The sequence below is a fragment of the Pseudoalteromonas galatheae genome (assembly GCF_005886105.2).
GTDB classification, from domain to species: Bacteria; Pseudomonadota; Gammaproteobacteria; order Enterobacterales; family Alteromonadaceae; genus Pseudoalteromonas; species Pseudoalteromonas galatheae.
Genome location: NZ_PNCO02000001.1, coordinates 3028613 through 3047500, shown reverse-complemented (window position 1 = coordinate 3047500; position 18888 = coordinate 3028613). Strand labels below are relative to the sequence as shown.

12 protein-coding genes and 2 rRNA genes (1 of these 14 running past the window's edge) are annotated in these 18888 nt (G+C 43.7%); 12 read left to right on the top strand and 2 right to left on the bottom strand.

The features are described 5' to 3' along the window. Both CWC29_RS13505 and rrf read left to right on the top strand, forming a co-directional pair. Nucleotides 1-808: ribosomal RNA gene (locus tag CWC29_RS13505) — 23S ribosomal RNA — on the top strand (it extends 2077 nt beyond the left edge of the window). A gap of 190 nt (nucleotides 809-998) precedes the next feature. Further along, nucleotides 999-1112, top strand: a 5S ribosomal RNA gene (gene rrf / locus CWC29_RS13500). Between the two features lie 557 nt (nucleotides 1113-1669). Here rrf and purU read toward each other — a convergent pair. Continuing rightward, nucleotides 1670-2500: a formyltetrahydrofolate deformylase gene (gene purU / locus CWC29_RS13495; RefSeq protein WP_128725342.1), complete on the bottom strand. Its 831-nt coding sequence runs from the start codon at nucleotides 2498-2500 to the stop codon at nucleotides 1670-1672. 117 nt (nucleotides 2501-2617) lie between these two features. Then, the gene (locus CWC29_RS13490) at nucleotides 2618-6043 is read right to left on the bottom strand and encodes a PAS domain-containing hybrid sensor histidine kinase/response regulator (RefSeq protein ID WP_128725341.1); all 3426 of its coding nucleotides are present in this window, start codon (nucleotides 6041-6043) and stop codon (nucleotides 2618-2620) included. Between the two features lie 410 nt (nucleotides 6044-6453). Between CWC29_RS13490 and CWC29_RS13485 the strand changes: the two genes are divergently transcribed. The 10 genes from CWC29_RS13485 to phoR all read left to right on the top strand — a co-directional run bounded on the left by CWC29_RS13485 (nucleotide 6454) and on the right by phoR (nucleotide 18863). Continuing rightward, complete coding sequence (locus CWC29_RS13485) at nucleotides 6454-6717, top strand: DUF4212 domain-containing protein (protein ID WP_010607553.1); 264 nt, start codon at nucleotides 6454-6456, stop codon at nucleotides 6715-6717. 11 nt (nucleotides 6718-6728) lie between these two features. Beyond that, on the top strand, nucleotides 6729-8453 hold the full coding sequence (locus tag CWC29_RS13480; RefSeq protein WP_138524234.1) for a sodium:solute symporter family protein: 1725 nt from the start codon (nucleotides 6729-6731) through the stop codon (nucleotides 8451-8453). A gap of 90 nt (nucleotides 8454-8543) precedes the next feature. Beyond that, nucleotides 8544-10382 carry a DUF294 nucleotidyltransferase-like domain-containing protein gene (locus CWC29_RS13475; RefSeq protein ID WP_128725340.1) on the top strand — a complete coding sequence of 613 codons (1839 nt, stop codon included), beginning with the start codon at nucleotides 8544-8546 and terminating at the stop codon, nucleotides 10380-10382. Nucleotides 10383-10385: 3 nt separating this feature from the next. Further along, a complete protein-coding gene (locus CWC29_RS13470; RefSeq protein ID WP_138524236.1) occupies nucleotides 10386-11003 on the top strand; it encodes a 3'-5' exonuclease in 618 nt (205 codons plus the stop codon). A gap of 271 nt (nucleotides 11004-11274) precedes the next feature. Then, nucleotides 11275-12285, top strand: coding sequence for an erythrose-4-phosphate dehydrogenase (epd, locus tag CWC29_RS13465; RefSeq protein ID WP_017216577.1), 1011 nt, complete (start codon nucleotides 11275-11277; stop codon nucleotides 12283-12285). Nucleotides 12286-12412: 127 nt separating this feature from the next. Next, on the top strand, nucleotides 12413-13591 hold the full coding sequence (locus CWC29_RS13460) for a phosphoglycerate kinase (RefSeq protein ID WP_010378747.1): 1179 nt from the start codon (nucleotides 12413-12415) through the stop codon (nucleotides 13589-13591). A 198-nt stretch (nucleotides 13592-13789) separates the two neighbouring features. Further along, complete coding sequence (gene fba, locus CWC29_RS13455) at nucleotides 13790-14854, top strand: class II fructose-bisphosphate aldolase (protein ID WP_010607559.1); 1065 nt, start codon at nucleotides 13790-13792, stop codon at nucleotides 14852-14854. Nucleotides 14855-15537: 683 nt separating this feature from the next. Continuing rightward, nucleotides 15538-16491 carry a porin gene (locus CWC29_RS13450; protein WP_128725337.1) on the top strand — a complete coding sequence of 318 codons (954 nt, stop codon included), beginning with the start codon at nucleotides 15538-15540 and terminating at the stop codon, nucleotides 16489-16491. Between the two features lie 302 nt (nucleotides 16492-16793). Further along, nucleotides 16794-17483, top strand: coding sequence for a phosphate regulon transcriptional regulator PhoB (gene phoB / locus CWC29_RS13445; RefSeq protein ID WP_010378755.1), 690 nt, complete (start codon nucleotides 16794-16796; stop codon nucleotides 17481-17483). 51 nt (nucleotides 17484-17534) lie between these two features. Further along, nucleotides 17535-18863, top strand: coding sequence for a phosphate regulon sensor histidine kinase PhoR (gene phoR, locus CWC29_RS13440; protein WP_128725336.1), 1329 nt, complete (start codon nucleotides 17535-17537; stop codon nucleotides 18861-18863). The last annotated feature ends 25 nt before the right edge of the window (nucleotides 18864-18888 follow it).

The window sequence follows — 18888 nt, the reverse complement described above, 5'->3', positions numbered from 1 at the left end:
TTGACCCTACATGTGTAGGATAGGTGGGAGGCTTTGAAGCAGGAACGCTAGTTTCTGTGGAGCCGACCTTGAAATACCACCCTTGTAGTGTTGATGTTCTAACTTAGGCCCCTGAACCGGGGTTGAGGACAGTGCCTGGTGGGTAGTTTGACTGGGGCGGTCTCCTCCCAAAGAGTAACGGAGGAGCACGAAGGTTTGCTAAGTACGGTCGGACATCGTACGGTTAGTGTAATGGTAGAAGCAAGCTTAACTGCGAGACAGACACGTCGAGCAGGTACGAAAGTAGGTCATAGTGATCCGGTGGTTCTGAATGGAAGGGCCATCGCTCAACGGATAAAAGGTACTCCGGGGATAACAGGCTGATACCGCCCAAGAGTTCATATCGACGGCGGTGTTTGGCACCTCGATGTCGGCTCATCACATCCTGGGGCTGAAGTCGGTCCCAAGGGTATGGCTGTTCGCCATTTAAAGTGGTACGCGAGCTGGGTTTAGAACGTCGTGAGACAGTTCGGTCCCTATCTGCCGTGGGCGTTTGAGAATTGAGAGGGGCTGCTCCTAGTACGAGAGGACCGGAGTGGACGAACCGCTGGTGTTCGGGTTGTGATGCCAATTGCATTGCCCGGTAGCTACGTTCGGAACTGATAACCGCTGAAAGCATCTAAGCGGGAAGCAGGCCTCGAGATGAGTTCTCACTTTGACTTAGAGTCAACTGAAGGGCCGTTGAAGACTACAACGTTGATAGGCGAGATGTGGAAGTGCTGTGAGGCATTAAGCTAACTCGTACTAATTACCCGAGAGGCTTAACCATACAACGCCAAAGTGGTTTATAAGCGACAGAAGTTAATAGACTGAAGTAGACAGAAGAATTTAATAGCTTTTTCCAGATTTAAGAATTAAACAAGGTGACCAACCTCAGCGGTATCGCGAAATCGGTTCACCTTGCGCAAATGGAATGCTCGTGCGAGGCACGATGTCATTAGACATTTGCACCCAGATTTCCTGATGACCATAGCGTTTTGGAACCACCTGACCCCATGCCGAACTCAGAAGTGAAACAAAACAGCGTCGATGATAGTGTGGGCTTCCCATGTGAAAGTAGAACATCGTCAGGGCCTTATTAGAGAAACCCGTTGCAGCAATGCGACGGGTTTTTTGCTATGTGGGATTTGAAAACATATCACAAGCAATCAACACATCGCGAGGCAAGCTCGCTCCCACCACAGCACCTGCACTGAGCAGCGTGGTCGGAGGTGGTTTACCCGCCGAGCTGTTGGGCTTCTCAAACAAAAAGAATTAAACATCCTAGTTCGTAGCGAGCCAGGGCCTTATTAAAGGTCGATTAACAGCATTCATCCATGGTTCTAATCGACATTAGTACATCCATGTACGTCAAACCCGTTGCAGCAATGCGATGGTTTTTTTTGTTTGGAATTTAGAAAACCTCGTAAAATCATCGGTATCGCTAAACCACTCAACTAACTTATTCGTGCCTGTTCCTTAATAGCTCACTTTCTTTTTTGGTCGAAAGATCTGATCTTGGAACAGGCTTATAGTTCACTTGTTTTTAAATTCTTATCCCAAGCTGGAGTTAACTAAGCTAGTTGGTATAATTTCTTCACGCATCCATGCGCTTAATTCCCATGCTGCTAAACAGCGTTTCTAATCCTGATTATGAAAAGACGACAGTTTTATTGCCGTTAATGAAAAGCTTATGCTCGCAGGCTAATTGCAACGCGTTACAAAATACTGTTTTTTCAATGTCTCTACCGATTCTTGCCATTTCTTCAGCATTTTGAGCATGGCTAACTTGTGTGACATTTTGGGCAATAATAGGTCCTTCATCTAATTCATCATTAACAAAGTGAGCGGTAGCACCAATAATTTTCACACCACGCTCAAATGCCTGATGGTAGGGTTTTGCACCGATAAAGGCGGGCAAGAATGAGTGATGGATATTAATAATTTTCCCGTCAAAGCGCGAGACAAATTCCGGTGTTAAGATCCGCATATACTTTGCCAAGCCAACAATATCGGGATCATATTGTTCGATTAAATCAGCCATTGCACTGTCATGCTCAGCTCTACTCAACCCTTCATGTGATACCAGATGAAAAGGAATACCAAAACCTTTAACAAGGGGTTCCAACGTATCATAGTTTGCGATAACTGCTTGCACTTCAATATTGAATGCTTGTTCATATTGTTTAAGCAACACACCGCCTAAGCAGTGTGCTTCCTTCGTCGCAAGTAGCACCACTTTTGTTCGCTCTTGCCCGTATAGGTTTAACTTGGCACCAGTTGGTAATGACTGACGAAGTTGTGCTAGAAAGTTATCACTGGGTGTGCCTGTGAGCTCTGTACGCATAAAGAAACGCTGTCCTTCTTTATCTACAAACTCATTATTGCGCGTGATGTTTAGGTCGTGCTCATGACAAAGGCTTGTTATCTTCGCGATCAGTCCTATATCATCTTTACACTCTGTCGTTAGTACGTAACTCATTTCCTCATTCCAATTCATCTAAACGAACTTTCAGAATACTGCGAATTGGCAGTGAGATAAACGCTTACTGACAAAAAACTTTGCAATTGCTATGGTATTCAGCAACTGTCTGTGCGCTCACCGCCCATGGTTGAGCAGAGCCTTGAGTTTCGCTGGCTTTACTGGCTTAGACAGGTAATGGATCTGCTCACTTTTAGCGGCGACTTTTACTTCTTCATCCCTCACAGCGGTAATTAAAATAGCTGGAATCGTATCTTGCCACGCGGTGCGTAGCGATTTGATCAAAGAGATCCCGTCACAGTTATCGTTAAGTTGATAATCCATTAAAATAACATCTGGTGCGGAGTTATGTTTTGCGTAAGCAAGTGCGTCCTCTACCTTATAAAACAGCTGGTAGTGGCAATGCCATTTATCTAGCAGGCTCGCCATGGCTTCTAAATTTTTCGGGTCGTCATCAACCGCGATGACATTAAGTTGAGTTTTGTTTTGCGGCTTTTGGCTAATATCTTCTTTTACTTGGAGTAAATCCACATTGCCATAGGGTATATCTATGGCAAAGCGGCTGCCTTGATTGACAACCGAGTTCACTGAAATCGTGATGGATAATAGATCGCATAGGCGTTTCACAACACCAAGCCCAAGTCCAATACCTTTATTATCGCCAGCTTGAATACGATAAAAATCGTTAAAGATCTTATTTTGCTCATGGTTTGAAATACCAGGGCCGGTATCCCATACTTCAAGCCTCAAACTATGTTTACGGCGTCGACAGGCGATAAGCACTTTGCCACTGTCGGTATATTTAACGGCATTGGAAACCAGATTTTGAATGATCCGGCGCAGGTAAGTGGTGTCGCTGTGTACAATGCTGTGGGAGCTTCTCACCTTAAGTTCGAGACCTTTCTCTTTTGAAATGATGGCATACTCATTTGCCAGTGGTAGTAAGATATCGTCAATGTTGAAGTGCCTAGGAGTGGGCTTCATTGCACCTTGCTCAAGTTTTGCAATATCCAAAAGCGCACTCATCAGGTGTACAGTAGAGTCTAGGCTATCGGTGAGTTTTTCAAAGTTACCCTGATCTTTACTTATTAAATTGTTGCTATCAATCGCTGCTAGGTACAGACGTGCGGCATTGAGTGGTTGCAAAATATCATGACTGGCAAGCGCTAAGAAGCGGGTTTTACTCTCATTTGCTTGTTCTGCTTCTTTTTTAGCGGCCATTAGTGCCTGCTCTGTTTCGTGACGATTGGCTATTTCCGCTTTAAGATCCATGTTAATGGTGCGGATCTCTTGGGTTCTGGCCTCAATACGGTTCTCTAGATCCATATTGATTTCTTCCAGTGCGTTTTGCGTCGCAATATGTGTGGTAATATCTGAAAAACTCGTCACAAATCCGCCTTCAGGCAGCGGGTTTCCCGTCATCTCAAATACTTGGCCATCACGACGGTGGCGAATAAAGTGGTGAGGAGTACCATTTTTCAGATGTTGAACTCGTTTATCGACGTGTTTATCAATTTCACCAGGCCCGCATTCACCGCGTTCGGCGTTAAAGCGGATCACTTCCTCTATCGGTTGTCCAACTTCTAAGAAACCGTCTGGGTAGGCGAACATCTCGTGATAACGCCTGTTCCATGCAACAAGTTTTAGATCTTTATCAACAACCGAAATTCCATGGCTTAAATTTTCTAATGAGGTATAAAGTAGGTTTTGGTTGAACTGCAGTGCTTGTGTGGTTTCATCAAAAAAGTTAACTACCTCTTCAAATGCCATTTGGCGACCAGAGGATACGGTACGGATCAGAGCTTGGGCTGATGAAGCTCCGAGCACTCCCGTGAGTGCACGCTCACAGAATGAGATAAATTCAGGAGCTGGGTACGCGTCATTATCTTCTAAAATATTATTTTGAGCATAGTGCCCAAGCAATTGCTGACTGCGCTGAACCCCCAAGAAGGTTTGTAGCAACACTTTAAAGTCATACACGGTAGCACGAACTTGTTTATTCAAGCGTTTAGATAGTGCAGCCTGATCTTTAGGGTTTACGAATGCTGCAGCCTGAATACGGTCGATTAGGCGCTCCTGTGCACCGATAGAGAAGCTAATATAGCAGCTAATGTTAGCGAGCAGTGCAAGTAAAGTTCCTCGGGTGATAAGGGTCTGACGCATTTCATAATCAAGTAATCCACCGGCTTCCAAAATTGGAAACATAAGAAATAGCATCCAACAGATAAAGCCCGCGATGAGTCCGGCATATACACCATACGCATGGCCTTTGCGCCAATAAAGCCCACCGACAATCGCAGGCAGTAGCTGAGTAACTAATGAGAAGGCGACTAATCCCATATTCGCGAGTGCCTCACCATGGCCAAACCATTGTTGGTACATATATGAAAGTAATAAGATTGCGGCGATAACAAAGCGCCGAACTAAGAGTATTTGACTCTTAAAACTGCTGTTTAGAATGTTCTTTTTAAATTTACGCTTGAACAACAAAGGCAATACTACATCGTTTGATAACATTGTACTGAGTGTCAGTGTTGCAACGACTATCATGGCCGTTGCCGCTGATAAACCGCCGATAAATACAAATGTAGCGAGGATTGGATGCTCCATCATAATAGGTAAAGCGAGTACGAAACTATCTGGTGCGGCACCATAGCCAATGTCGGGATGGATAGCGGCGGTAGCGATCGGGATGATCATGGCCGCTATCAATAACAGGTAAAGTGTAAATGCCCAGCGTGCGGTTTTTAAGTGTGAAGTGTTGTGGTTATCTACCACCACAACGTGAAATTGTCGTGGCAAACAGACGATGGCAGCCGCTGCCATGAGCGTTTGTCCAACAAAATTGAAGTTAAAGAAGTCAAAGGATTGCCAATGTTCGCTCAATGCTTCAAATGAGTCGGGAACCTGAGTTAAGGATTGCCATGCAAGCACGGCTACAATACCGAGCGCGAGCAGTTTAACGATAGACTCAAAAGCAACAGCCAACATCAACCCTGAGCGATACTCAGTCACATCCACCTTTCTTGTGCCAAAGAAAATCGCAAATAATGCCATGATTAAAGTGCCAGCTAATGCGAGCGCAGTGCCAGACACTTGCTCGTCCTGCTGTAATAACAAGAAGCTACTACTCAAGGCTTTGAGCTGAAGTGCAATATACGGAATGGTAGCCAATAGGGCTATCATCGTTACCATGACGGCCGTAGTTTGGCGTTTACCGTATCGTGCTGAAATGAAGTCAGCAATGGTGGTGATATTCTGCTTTTTACTGACCAATATGAGTTTACGTAAAAACCCCTGACCGAACAAAAACAGTAAAATGGGGCCTAAAAGAATGGGGAAGTAATGCCAGCTACTGGTGGCCGCAGTACCTACCGAACCGTAGTAAGTCCAAGAAGTACAATAAATCCCCAAGGAAAAAGCATAAACAAACGGATGATGACTAATTTTGAGTGCGCGGGGGGTCGTTTTATCTCCCCAGTTGGCGAGCCAAAAAAGTACACCAATATAAGCAGCGGCAACGAGGAGTAAAATGGCAGTCATAGTGTTTGTTATAGTTTTTGTTGTTTATACCGTCATACTTTAGCAAACAAATGGCACCCATAGTCTAGTTTACTGTATAATTTTATTTGAGCTTTTAATCTTATTAACAATCAAAGTGTTAGGTTTTTATTTGGTAAGTAAGGGCGTTCATTCACCATTCAAGTTAGACTAATGTCTTACTGTCGTATCTACTCATTGAAAATACATCTTCATCCAACCTGCTTTGACTTATCCTTTTGTTTGTAAAGACTTTTTAATTCTTATGAATACTATACACCTGCAGTTTACGTAAACGTTAACTTGCCGTTACGACTAAGGTCTCAATTTCAACTTACCAAGCCGTTGCTACTCTCATTAAGGTCTATTAACACAACTTGCTCTATGTTGGAGCGGGTGATAGGAGATTTAAAATGGCTTTTAAAAGTGAAGAACAAGCGAAAGCATATTGGTCAGAAAATCTCGCCTTGATGTTTAAGCTACTCGCTATTTGGTTTGTCGTCTCATTTGGATTTGGCATTCTGTTAGTTGATGTGCTCAACGAAGTTCGTTTTTTTGGATTTAAACTCGGATTTTGGTTTTCTCAGCAAGGCGCAATTTATACTTTTGTTGCGTTAATTTTTGTCTACGTTTCAAAAATGAATGCATTAGACAAAAAATACGGCGTGGACGAGTGAGGGGCTAATCGATGGATGTTCAAATTTTAACTTTTATTATCGTCGGCCTTAGTTTTGCGCTCTATATCGGTATCGCTATCTGGGCGAGAGCTGGGTCCACGAATGAATTCTATGTTGCTGGCGGCGGCGTACCTCCTGTTGCAAACGGTATGGCAACTGCTGCAGATTGGATGAGTGCAGCGTCCTTTATTTCAATGGCGGGGATTATTTCCTTCGCTGGTTACGACGGCGGTGTTTACCTTATGGGGTGGACTGGCGGTTATGTATTACTTGCTCTGTGTTTAGCACCTTATTTGCGTAAATTTGGTAAGTTCACGGTACCTGATTTTATCGGTGATCGTTACTATTCTCAGGTTGCACGTGTGGTTGCGATTTTGTGTGCTATCTTCATCTGTTTTACCTATATTGCTGGTCAAATGCGTGGTGTTGGTGTGGTGTTTTCTCGTTTCCTCGAAGTGGATATCGAAACGGGCGTTTACATCGGAATGGTGATTGTATTCTTCTACGCGGTACTTGGCGGTATGAAGGGGATCACTTATACGCAGGTCGCTCAATATTGTGTACTTGTCTTTGCTTATTTAGTTCCTGCTATTTTCATTTCACTGATGATGACAGGCCATTTGCTACCACAAACCGGTTTTGGCGCAACGTTGGCTGATGGTTCGGGCACTTATCTACTCGACAAGCTAGATGGACTTAGTACCGAGCTCGGTTTTGCGCAGTACACCGAAGGCTCTAAGAGTATGGTTGATGTGTTTGCGATTACCGCTGCACTTATGGTTGGTACTGCTGGCCTACCACATGTAATCGTTCGCTTCTTTACCGTTCCTAGAGTAAAAGACACACGTATTTCAGCCGCTTGGACTTTAGTATTTATCGCTATCGTGTATACAACAGCACCGGCTGTTGCATCGTTCGCTCGTGTGAATATGATCGACACGATTAACGGTAAAGATGGTAGTGGTACGGTTTATGAAAAAGCACCACAGTGGGTGAAAAACTGGGAAAGAACAGGCCTAATCGTGTTCAACGATAAGAATGGTGATGGCAAAATGCAGTACTCTGCGGGCAAGATTGATGATCCAGCAAGTGCAAACGAGGTGAAGATCGACCGCGATATTATGGTATTAGCAAATCCAGAAATTGCGAATCTACCTGCATGGGTGATTGCATTGGTCGCTGCAGGTGGTATTGCTGCGGCGCTATCGACAACCGCTGGCTTGCTATTGGTTATTTCAACATCGGTATCACATGACTTGCTGAAGCGTACCATTAAGCCGGATATCAATGATAAACAAGAATTGCTGGCTGCGCGTTTAGCTGCGATGGTAGCGATTGGGATCTCAGCATATTTTGGCATAAACCCGCCAGGGTTTGTTGCATCGGTAGTTGCATTTGCCTTCGGATTGGCTGCGGCGAGTTTCTTCCCTGCAATTATCATGGGGATATTCTCTAAGCGCATGAATAAAGAAGGTGCGATTGCCGGCATGGTAACGGGTATAGGTTTCACTGCGGCTTATATTATTTACTTTAAGTTTGTCAGCCCTGAGCTAAATGCCCCTGCAAACTGGTTGTTTGGGATTTCTCCTGAGGGGATCGGTATTGTAGGTATGCTAGTGAACTTCGTTGTAGCTGCACTGGTTATGAAGGTGACTGCGGATACACCTGAAGAAGTCAAAGTGATGGTTGATGGGATCCGTAATCCGAAAGGATCTAGCGCTGCTCACGCACACTAAGCAATGCTAATCGAATTTGCCCAGCCAGCGTGCTGGGCAAATTTGTTTTTGATAGTGCAAAATTGTAGACGATTAAAAGGACAGTTAGGTATGACGCCAGAAATTCAAGATGTCTTTCAATTTGTTTATAAACAAGCCCCGTTTTCTGAATTGCCCGAAGCGGCTGCCAACTACTTTTCTAAACACATCGAAATTATTTATCTTAGTCAGACGAATCAACAAGATTGGCTTCAAGATGGCAAGCCAAATCTATATTTGCTGCGCTCTGGTGTGGTTGATCTGATCTCAGCTAAAGACGAAGTCATTGGTCGTATGAGTGAGGGAGACTACTTTGGTTATCCTTCTTTATTAACTGGTGATGCCATTCAAAATCGCATCGAAGTTCAAAAAGATGGTTTGGTCTATATTCTCAATGAGCAGAACTTTGACTTTTTACGTCGAGAATACAAATCGTTTGAACAATACTTTGTTAGAGCACATGCTAACCGACTACTTTCTTCTCGTTATAAACAGCAGAGCGAAACTTGGTCAGAGCGGAAAATATCTGAACTAATGACTAAAGATGCGGTTACTATCGCGCCAACAGCGAGTATTCGTGACGCTGCCAAATTGATGAGCCAGCATCGTGTTTCATCAATTATGGTCACGGAGCAAGCGCGCTTGGTTGGTGTTGTGACGGATAGAGATCTGCGCAATCGAGTTCTAGCGCAAGACAAAGATCCCAGTGCTCCACTTGCTGAGATCATGACGGAAAAGCCAAAACATATTTTTGAAAACAACCGTGTGTTTTCGGCCCTGCATTTAATGCTTAAGCACAATATTCATCATTTGCCTGTGTTAAATGAAGCATATAAACCACTGGGCATGCTGACCAGCACCGATCTGCTGAGACAGCAAAAAAGTGATCCAGTGCAGCTTATCGGCAGGATCTACAAAGCACAAAACCTTTTGGCTATCAAAAGCTGTGCTCAGGAGATCCCGGATCTATTACGCCAATTTTCCTATCATATCGAAGATATTTCATTGATTGGCAAACTACTAAGCGGCCTCACTGATGCACTAACATCAAGATTAATCTATTTATATCAACAGCAACATGGCGCCGCGCCTTGCCGCTTTGCGTGGATCTGTTTTGGCTCTCAGGCACGGGAAGAGCAGACCTTACATTCAGATCAGGACAATGGTTTATTGCTACCAGACAATATCAGCGAAAACGATCGCAGTTACTTTGCTGCTTTAGGCGCGTTTGTCTGTGAGCAACTCAACGAGTGCGGTATTCAATCTTGCCCGGGAAATATCATGGCTAGTAATATAGATTGCCGTGGCACAGTTGCCCAGTGGACCGCCAAATTTAGCAATTGGATCTTGTCTCCTACGCCAAAAGCGATGCTTAATTGCAAGATCTACTTTGATATGCGTTTTATTGATGGCGCCAGCGATCTCTATGCGACCCTTCGCCAATCTTTGGATCAGATCAGTCGAAACGAGCTGTTTTATGCGGCAATGGCGACAGACATCAACGCAAATTCGGTACCGATCGGGATCTTTCAACAATTTAAACTGGAAAAAGACAAGAGCAAACATAAGTATTTAGATCTTAAAAAACGTGGGGTTGCTATTATCAACGATGTGGTTAGGTTGTATGCGCTAAAGGTTGGGGTTGCAAGGGCTAACACATTAGAGCGCCTAGAGACACTGACTAAAAGCCCATTACTTGCTAAGTCGGATATCGACAATTTAAAAGACTGTTGGCGGTTCTTAACACAATTGCGGCTAAAGACTCAAATCAACCGTGAAGGATTACCAGGAAATTGTATTAACCCAGAAAACCTCTCTTCTCTAGAACGGCATCAACTCAAAGAAGCATTTTATTTAGTAAAACAAGCACAGCAGGCGAGTGCGTTTAAGTTTGCTCGAGGGAGTTTATAAGCAATGAATTGGTTTTCTCACTCTATTGCTAAGTGGCGCTATAAACATCTGCCGTTTGCGCAAGCCGAGTTAGTGGTGCTAGATCTTGAGCTCACCGGGCTTGATCCTAAGCGCCATGAAATTGTGTCGGCTGGTTGGTTGCCGATTAAAAATATGCGGATCCGAGTGAAAGATGCGCAGTATCATTTGAACAGTGAGGTGCAATCGCTTGCACAAAGTCCAGTTTTCCACGGTATTAGTAGTAGTCGATTGGCTGAGGGTGAATCCTTACAAACTTTGTTGCTGGCGCTTCAGCGCGCGCTCCACGGTAAAGTGTTGGTATGTCATAATGTACAGATGGATTGGGCGTTTCTTAAGGCAGCATTTCAGCGCTTTGAACTAAATGTAAGACCTGCCTTGCTATTAGATACTATGCAGATAGACAAGCGTCGTGTATTAAAGCAAGGCTATCCGTTGGCGCAAGATGCATTAACCCTAAACGCTTGTAGAATGCGTTATGGTTTACCTCCTCATCAATTGCATGATGCGCTTAGCGATGCTTTAGCGACAGCGGAGCTACTGTTGGCGCAATCTCAGGCCATTTGTGCTGGCGGTAAATGTAAAATTGCGGATTTAACTTGAGTATTACTAATTAAGTTAACTCCTCAATCAATTTGAAGAGTTAACTATCATGCGAGCGGTGTTAGAATTTTTCCATTTATAACAAATAAGTAGAAGTTTTTTGTCTGATTATCAAGAAATTTTCCCGCGTTAAATTAGCTTATTTAATTAAATGCAATTAGCATTAAAAAATTTCCCTAGCCCCTTACACATTTCATTCAGGTCGATTACAATAGCGCCATCAAAACGAAGGGGAACTTTCGTACTTGCGACTTCATGGATTTTCAATTTAATGACAATCAAGCTTGCAATTAATGGCTTTGGTCGAATAGGGCGTAATATCGTAAGAGCACTCTATGAGTCGGGTCGTCACCACGAAATACAAATTGTAGCCATCAATGAGTTGGCGGATCCTAAAGGGATCGCGCATCTTCTAAAATACGATACCTCACATGGGCGTTTTGCTTTTCCAGTTTCGTTAACAGAATCTTTTTTGGAAGTAGCTGAGGATAAGATCCAGTTATTTTCAGAGCCGGATCCAAGTCACCTGCCTTGGCGCGCGCTAGATGTTGATGTGGTGCTTGATTGCACAGGCGTCTATCATTCTCGTCAGCACGCACTTGCGCATATTCAGGCAGGGGCAAAGAAAGTATTATTTTCACATCCCGCGGATGCTGATGTTGATGCGACGGTGATCTTTGGTATCAACGAAGAGATACTGTCACCTGAGCACACAATTGTGTCTAACGGCTCATGCACAACGAACTGTATTGTTCCGGTAATTAAAGTGCTAGACGATAAGTTTGGTGTTGAGTCTGGCGCTATTACGACTATTCACGCTTCTATGCATGATCAACAAGTGATTGATGCTTATCACAGTGATTTACGGCGCACGCGCGCGGCAAGCCAATCCATCATCCCTGTTGATACTAAGCTTGCTCGCGGTATTGAGCGTATTTTACCTAAGTTCCAAGGTCGTTTTGAGGCGATCGCGGTACGGGTGCCAACAATCAATGTTACGGCGATGGATCTGAGTGTGACGCTCAATGAAAATGTCACAATTGATGCGGTAAACTCGGTTCTAAAACAGGCCGCTGGTGGTCGTTTAGAAGGGGTACTGAGCTACACTGAAGAGCCGCTAGTGTCGGTTGATTTTAATCACGATCCACATTCTTGTATTATCGATGGTACGCAAACTCGAGTGAGTCACAAGCGCTTAGTTAAGCTGCTAGTTTGGTGTGATAACGAGTGGGGTTTTGCTAATCGTATGCTTGATACCGCTTGCGTGATGATGCGTGGCTAATCATTTGTTTCAGACGCTGTTATAATCAAATTGTCTGCACAAAATTAAAACAATAATTCAAACCGAGGTAGCAAACGATTGCTGCCTTGTAGATAACAAAATGTATCGTTCTTTAAGGAGATGTCCAATGTCAGTCATTAAGATGGCGGATTTAGATTTAAACGGCAAGCGTGTGTTGATCCGCGAAGACCTAAATGTGCCAATTAAAGATGGCAAAGTCGCGTCGGACGCGCGGATCCGTGCTGCACTACCTAGTATCAAATTAGCGCTAGAAAAAGGTGCTAAAGTGATGGTGATGTCTCACCTTGGTCGTCCAACCGAGGGAGAATATGATGCACAATACTCCATGCAGCCGGTTGTGGATTATCTTAATGATGCGTTATCTCAAGATGTACGTTTAGTGACTGACTATCTAGACGGCGTGGATGTACAAGACAATGAAGTTATCGTATTCGAAAACGTGCGTTTTAACGTTGGCGAGAAGAAAGACGATGAAGTACTCGCGAAAAAACTGGCAGCGCTTTGTGATGTCTACGTGATGGATGCCTTTGGTACTGCGCACCGCGCACAGGCTTCAACACATGGTGTTGGCTTGTACGCAGAGGTGGCATGTGCAGGTCCATTGCTTGCAGCTGAACTCGACGCGCTTGGTAAAGCACTAGATAACCCAGCTCGTCCTTTGGTGGCCATCGTTGGCGGCTCTAAAGTATCAACTAAACTAACCGTGCTTGATTCATTGTCTAAGGTTGTTGACCAACTCGTGACTGGTGGCGGTATTGCTAATACTTTCATTGCTGCAGCAGGTAACCCTGTTGGTAAGTCGCTGTACGAAGCGGATTTGATCCCTGAAGCGAACAAGCTAGTGGCTGCTGCCAGAGCGAATGACGGCGATATTCCTGTTCCGACTGATGTGGTTGTAGGTAATGAGTTTTCAGAATCTGCAGTTGCGACGATTAAAGATGTAAGCGAAGTTTCAGACGAAGACATGATCTTCGACATCGGTCCTGATACTGCAACTCAACTTGCAGAGATCATTGCGAGTGCTGGCACTGTGGTTTGGAATGGCCCTGTGGGCGTATTTGAATTTGACCAATTTGGTAATGGTACTGAAGCGATTGCCAATGCCATCGCTAAGTCGTCAGCATTCTCAATTGCTGGCGGTGGCGATACGTTAGCTGCTATCGATAAGTATGGTGTTGAGCAAGATATCTCTTATATTTCTACAGGTGGTGGTGCTTTCCTTGAATTCTTAGAAGGCAAAACACTTCCTGCGGTCGCTATGCTTGAGCAGCGAGCTAGAGACTAAAATTGATTGAGGTAGCGTTAAGCTGCCTCTTAATATCAGGTAAACATCACTCTCTCACATACTTGATGTTTGCTTGACGACGCGTAGCGTCCGGTTAGCCAATAAATAAAGTGGTTAACCTCATCAGTGTAGGCTGGTGTAAACATATTATCCGTTCAAACCGATAGCGGTGGCTATCAACAATTGGAGAAAAGCAATATGGCTTTAATCAGTATGCGTCAACTTCTCGATCATGCAGCTGAGCATGGTTATGGCGTTCCGGCATTTAACGTGAATAACCAAGAGCAAATGCGTGCGATCATGGAAGCTGCGGACAAGACAAATAGTCCGGTTATCGTGCAAGGCTCTGCTGGTGCACGCAAATATGCTGGTGCACCATTTATTCGCCACATGATTTTAGCGGCTGTAGAAGAATGGCCTCATATTCCAGTTGTAATGCACCAAGATCATGGTACTTCACCTGCTGTATGTCAGCGCTCTATTCAACTTGGTTTCTCATCAGTCATGATGGACGGCTCTCTAATGGAAGACGGTAAAACGCCTTCAAGCTACGAGTATAATGTGGACGTTACTCGTCGTACTGTTGAAATGGCGCACGCCTGTGGCGTGTCTGTTGAGGGTGAGCTAGGTGTGCTTGGTTCTCTAGAAACCGGTGAAGCTGGTGAAGAGGACGGTATTGGCGCTGAAGGTAAATTAACAGAAGATCAGCTACTGACAGATCCGGAAGAAGCAGCAGATTTCGTCAAGAAAACCAATGTAGATGCGCTTGCTATTGCATGTGGTACATCACACGGTGCTTATAAGTTTACTCGTCCACCAACGGGCGATATCTTAGCAATTAACCGCATCAAAGAAATCCACGCTCGTATTCCTGATACTCACTTAGTAATGCATGGTTCGTCTTCAGTGCCGCAGGACTGGTTAGCAATCATCAATGAATTTGGTGGCGAAATCCCTGAGACTTACGGTGTACCGGTTGAGCAAATTGTTGAAGGTATTAAATTCGGTGTTCGTAAAGTCAATATCGATACCGATCTGCGTTTAGCATCAACAGGTGCGATTCGTCGCCACCTTGCGCAAAACCCAAGCAATTTCGATCCACGCAAATTCTTAGCGGAAGCAACGAAAGCAATGACTGAGATCTGTGTTGCGCGTTATGAAGCGTTCGGTACAGCAGGCCAAGCTGCTAAGATCAAACCAATTTCACTTGATGATATGCACTTGAGATATCTAACAGGTGAGTTAGATCCTAAAGTGAAATAACTTACCGGATCAAAATTTGACTAAGTAAAATTGTGCACTGCACTTTGATACTTCAAAAAGCCTCTGAAATAGAGGCTTTTTTGTATTTGATCCTTGATTAGAAACCTAGGGCTTACTGGGTGAAAATATACTTAGATCGCCATTTTATACCAATTGAATTAATTCTCTAATCAATTTGAAGGGTGAAATAGCATATTAGCTTCGTTAAAAACTTCTCATTTAGAACAACTAAATAGCAAAATTTTTGCCTTGCTACTAAAGCTATTTCCCCGCTTCAAGATAGATCATTTACTTAATACAACTGGTATTACTAGCGAGGTAAATAGGGATCAGATCTTTACTAACAAAGATCATTGTTTGACTAAGTAGACATATTTCAAAACATCAGATCAATAAGTTAGCCTCTCTTAGATCATTCTTATACCAACCCGATCCGACATTGAGCTGCAATTAGTTAGTAAGAAAATGATCTCTGGGTCGATCTTGTTAGTAAAAATCTGATCCTGATTATAGATGATCCCTATCAGTTAATAAAATACTGATCCCGAAGTTCGTTCCTTGATCTCCAGCTAAAAGTGTCTAACTTTAAAAATACGAGATCTGTTCGCTACGGCCTCTCTGTCTGGCCTCAGCATCTCAAACCTTGTTGTACTGCGCCCAAATACTATCCAAGGTGATCAAAGATGAAAATGAAATACCTACCATTTGTTGCCCTAAGCCTTTGCTCTGTGAGTGTTTGTAGTTATGCAAACGAAGCTGTATCTCTATACGGTAGAGCTCATGTCGGGGTGCAAAATTCTGATAAAGATGGTGACAGCGATACTTCAATTGAAAGCTATAACTCTCGTATGGGGTTAAAGGGGTCGACAAAGCTGCAGGACGGGCTTGAGGTCTTTTATAAATATGAATTCCAAGTCGAGATCACAGATCAAGACAAAGATGGTAAGTCAGGTGATAACCTTACAGCTCGCTCTCAGTATCTTGGGGTTAAAGGGAGTTATGGTCAGCTCCTGATCGGCCGTGATGATACACCGATGAAAAAGTCGCAAGGTAAAGTGGACTTAATGAATGACTTTTCTGGTGATATTAATTCGTTCTTTGTTGGTGAAAATCGCCTTGGTGACACTGTGCAATATACGACTCCGGCTATTAATCATTTACAATTTACGGTGAGTTACATTGCCGAAGACAACAGCAAGCAAAACGGCGAAGATGGACTATCTTTGTCGGCAAGTTACGGTGATAGCAAACTCAAAAAAACCAATGTATATGTTGCTGTTGCCCATGACAATAAAGTCGCTGGGCAAGATATTAATCGCGTGACGGTACAAGGAAAGCTGGGGGACTTTAAGCTCGGTGGTATGTATCAACAGAATGAAGCGATAGATAGCGATGAGGAAGTAGATAGTTTCATGGTGAGCGCTGCTTACCAGATTGAGTCATATACCTTACTTGCCCAGTATCAAGACTCGGATGGGGCTGCCGGTAAGCTGAAAGACTCTGGCAATGCAGCTTCAGTAGGTGTGGAAAAAAGTTTGAGTAAACAAGCTCGTATGTATCTTTGGTATTCAAAATTTTCATTGGATAACAACGAAGATCATAACACGATGGCGGTCACATTGAGATATGACTTTTAATTTACAAAGACGTATGCCTATTTACAAAAAGCATACTGATTTTGCGGTGAATTGCAGCGTAGCTTTTGTAGTGCGACTCGGAGGTCGTAGTCCATATTTCGAAAACACTATTTTAAGATAAACGTTTTAGCATAAAATATATTTAAAATCAGTTGATTATAAATAAGTAAGGTATTCCCTGTGTAGCCAAAAAAGAGATTTTTTTTGGCTTGTTTTGCGTTTACACGTTACACTTTCATAAAAATGTCACAGTTAGTCATAATAATGACATCAACAACGTCGGTAACGAGAGAACATTGGGAATGTCACGTAAAGTACTTGTAGTTGATGATGAAGCACCTATCAGAGAAATGTTGGTGTTCGTACTAGAGCAAAATGGTTTTCAAGCAATTGAAGCTGAAGACTATGACTCAGCAGTAGCTGCTATGGTAGAACCTTATCCCGATATGGTGCTGCTAGATTGGATGCTGCCAGGAGGTAGTGGTATTCAAATTGCTAAAAAGTTTAAGCAAAGTGAATACACCCGTCAGATCCCAATCATCATGCTAACGGCAAGAGGTGAAGAGGAAGACAAAGTTAAAGGATTAGAGGTTGGTGCGGACGATTATGTGACAAAACCTTTCTCTCCTAAAGAGCTCATGGCTCGGATCAAAGCGGTTATGCGTCGAGTTTCACCTACGTCGCTGGAAGAAGCGATAGAGGTGCACGGATTACGTCTGGATCCAATCTCTCACCGAGTTACATCTGCGGGCACCGAATTGGATATGGGGCCGACAGAGTTTCGTTTATTACATTTCTTCATGACACACCCTGAACGAGTTTATAGCCGTGAACAGTTATTAGATCACGTATGGGGTACTAACGTGTACGTTGAAGACCGCACAGTAGACGTTCATATCCGTCGCCTACGAAAAGCTATCGCACCGCTCGGTCATGATCGCTTAGTGCAAACCGTGCGTGGTGCAGGTTACCGCTTTTCGAGTAAACTGTAATTAGTATTCCAAGAGGAGCTAAATTATTTGGCTCCCAAGTGGATTTAGTCTATGTATCGAGTGATTGATAAACAGGCGTTAACGAGACGCCTGTTTTTGTATTTCTTACCATTAGCCTTAATTGGCTATTTAGTCAGTGCACCTTTTCTGTTTATGTTCATCGGTGCTTTCGTCTTATTAGTTTGGCATTACAAACAACTCTATCGCTTGAGTGATTGGTTACTCAATCAGCGAAGTTTTAACCCACCTGAAGGTAAGGGCGCTTGGGAACAAGTATTTGAAGGGATCTATCAGCTTCAGCAACGTAATCGTAAAAAGCGCAATGAACTCGCTGAGCTGATCCGACGCTTTCGAGAGGGGGCTGAAGCCATCCCAGATGCGGTAGTTGTACTGCAACAAGATCTCAGTATCGTGTGGTGTAATCAGCTAGCGTTGAAAGTGCTGGGTTTGCAATGGCCTACAGATCATGGGCAGAGGCTGGATAACCTTATCCGAGATCCCAAATTTGTAAAATACATGCATGAACATCGTTTTGATGAAGCGTTAGAGCTAGAGACTGGGCTTGGTCATGAGCAAGTGCTCGAAATACGTGTAATGCCTTATGCCGAACAACTTATGCTAGTGGCGCGTGATGTTAGTCGACTAAAGCAATTGGAGCAGATGCGCAAAGACTTTGTCGCAAACGTATCTCATGAGTTAAGGACGCCGCTAACCGTTATGGCTGGTTATCTAGAGATGATGGATAGCGATAATATGCCACCTCCCGCGATGTGGGCTAAGGCACATGGCACTATGATAGATCAGTGTAAACGGATGGATAGTCTGGTAAATCAACTTCTTTCTTTATCTCGAATTGAAGGGGCGAGAAAACAAGACAATGATAAAGCCGTGAATATTCCTGCCATGCTTGAGCTTATTCATACTGAAGCCAAGTCACTTAATCAGGAAAAAGGTCATGAGCTCGTTTTTGATATTGATGCGACTTTGGATATCAAGGGAGCTGGGGATGAGTTGCGTAGCGCATTCTCGAACTTAATTTTCAATGCTGTCCATTATACCAAGCCTGGTGGGCACATTCATGTACGTTGGTATTTAGAAAATGACTTGCCGACGTTTAGTGTCGTCGATAATGGTGATGGTATTGCGCCTGAACATATAAACCGTCTAACGGAACGTTTCTACCGTGTGGATAAAGCGCGTAGTCGGAAAACGGGCGGGTCAGGCCTTGGTTTGGCAATTACTAAACACGTATTGTCTCGCCATGACTCGGCTTTACATATTGAAAGTAAAGTGGGTGAAGGTTCTCATTTTTGGTTTGCTTTCCCAAAACAAAAGCGAATTTTTATGACAAATGATGAAAGTCATAAAAGTGTAATTTAAGAGTAATTTTATTGTCATTTTATCG

Bases quoted from the DNA above. Each gene is read 5' to 3' on its own strand.
- CWC29_RS13450 (WP_128725337.1), top strand. From the start codon at position 15,538: ATGAAAATGAAATACCTACCATTTGTTGCCCTAAGCCTTTGCTCTGTG.
- CWC29_RS13485 (WP_010607553.1), top strand. From the start codon at position 6,454: ATGGCTTTTAAAAGTGAAGAACAAGCGAAAGCATATTGGTCAGAAAAT.
- CWC29_RS13490 (WP_128725341.1), bottom strand. From the start codon at position 6,043: ATGACTGCCATTTTACTCCTCGTTGCCGCTGCTTATATTGGTGTACTT.
- epd (WP_017216577.1), top strand. From the start codon at position 11,275: ATGACAATCAAGCTTGCAATTAATGGCTTTGGTCGAATAGGGCGTAAT.
- CWC29_RS13460 (WP_010378747.1), top strand. From the start codon at position 12,413: ATGTCAGTCATTAAGATGGCGGATTTAGATTTAAACGGCAAGCGTGTG.
- fba (WP_010607559.1), top strand. From the start codon at position 13,790: ATGGCTTTAATCAGTATGCGTCAACTTCTCGATCATGCAGCTGAGCAT.
- CWC29_RS13470 (WP_138524236.1), top strand. From the start codon at position 10,386: ATGAATTGGTTTTCTCACTCTATTGCTAAGTGGCGCTATAAACATCTG.
- phoB (WP_010378755.1), top strand. From the start codon at position 16,794: ATGTCACGTAAAGTACTTGTAGTTGATGATGAAGCACCTATCAGAGAA.
- CWC29_RS13475 (WP_128725340.1), top strand. From the start codon at position 8,544: ATGACGCCAGAAATTCAAGATGTCTTTCAATTTGTTTATAAACAAGCC.
- CWC29_RS13480 (WP_138524234.1), top strand. From the start codon at position 6,729: ATGGATGTTCAAATTTTAACTTTTATTATCGTCGGCCTTAGTTTTGCG.
- phoR (WP_128725336.1), top strand. From the start codon at position 17,535: ATGTATCGAGTGATTGATAAACAGGCGTTAACGAGACGCCTGTTTTTG.
- purU (WP_128725342.1), bottom strand. From the start codon at position 2,500: ATGAGTTACGTACTAACGACAGAGTGTAAAGATGATATAGGACTGATC.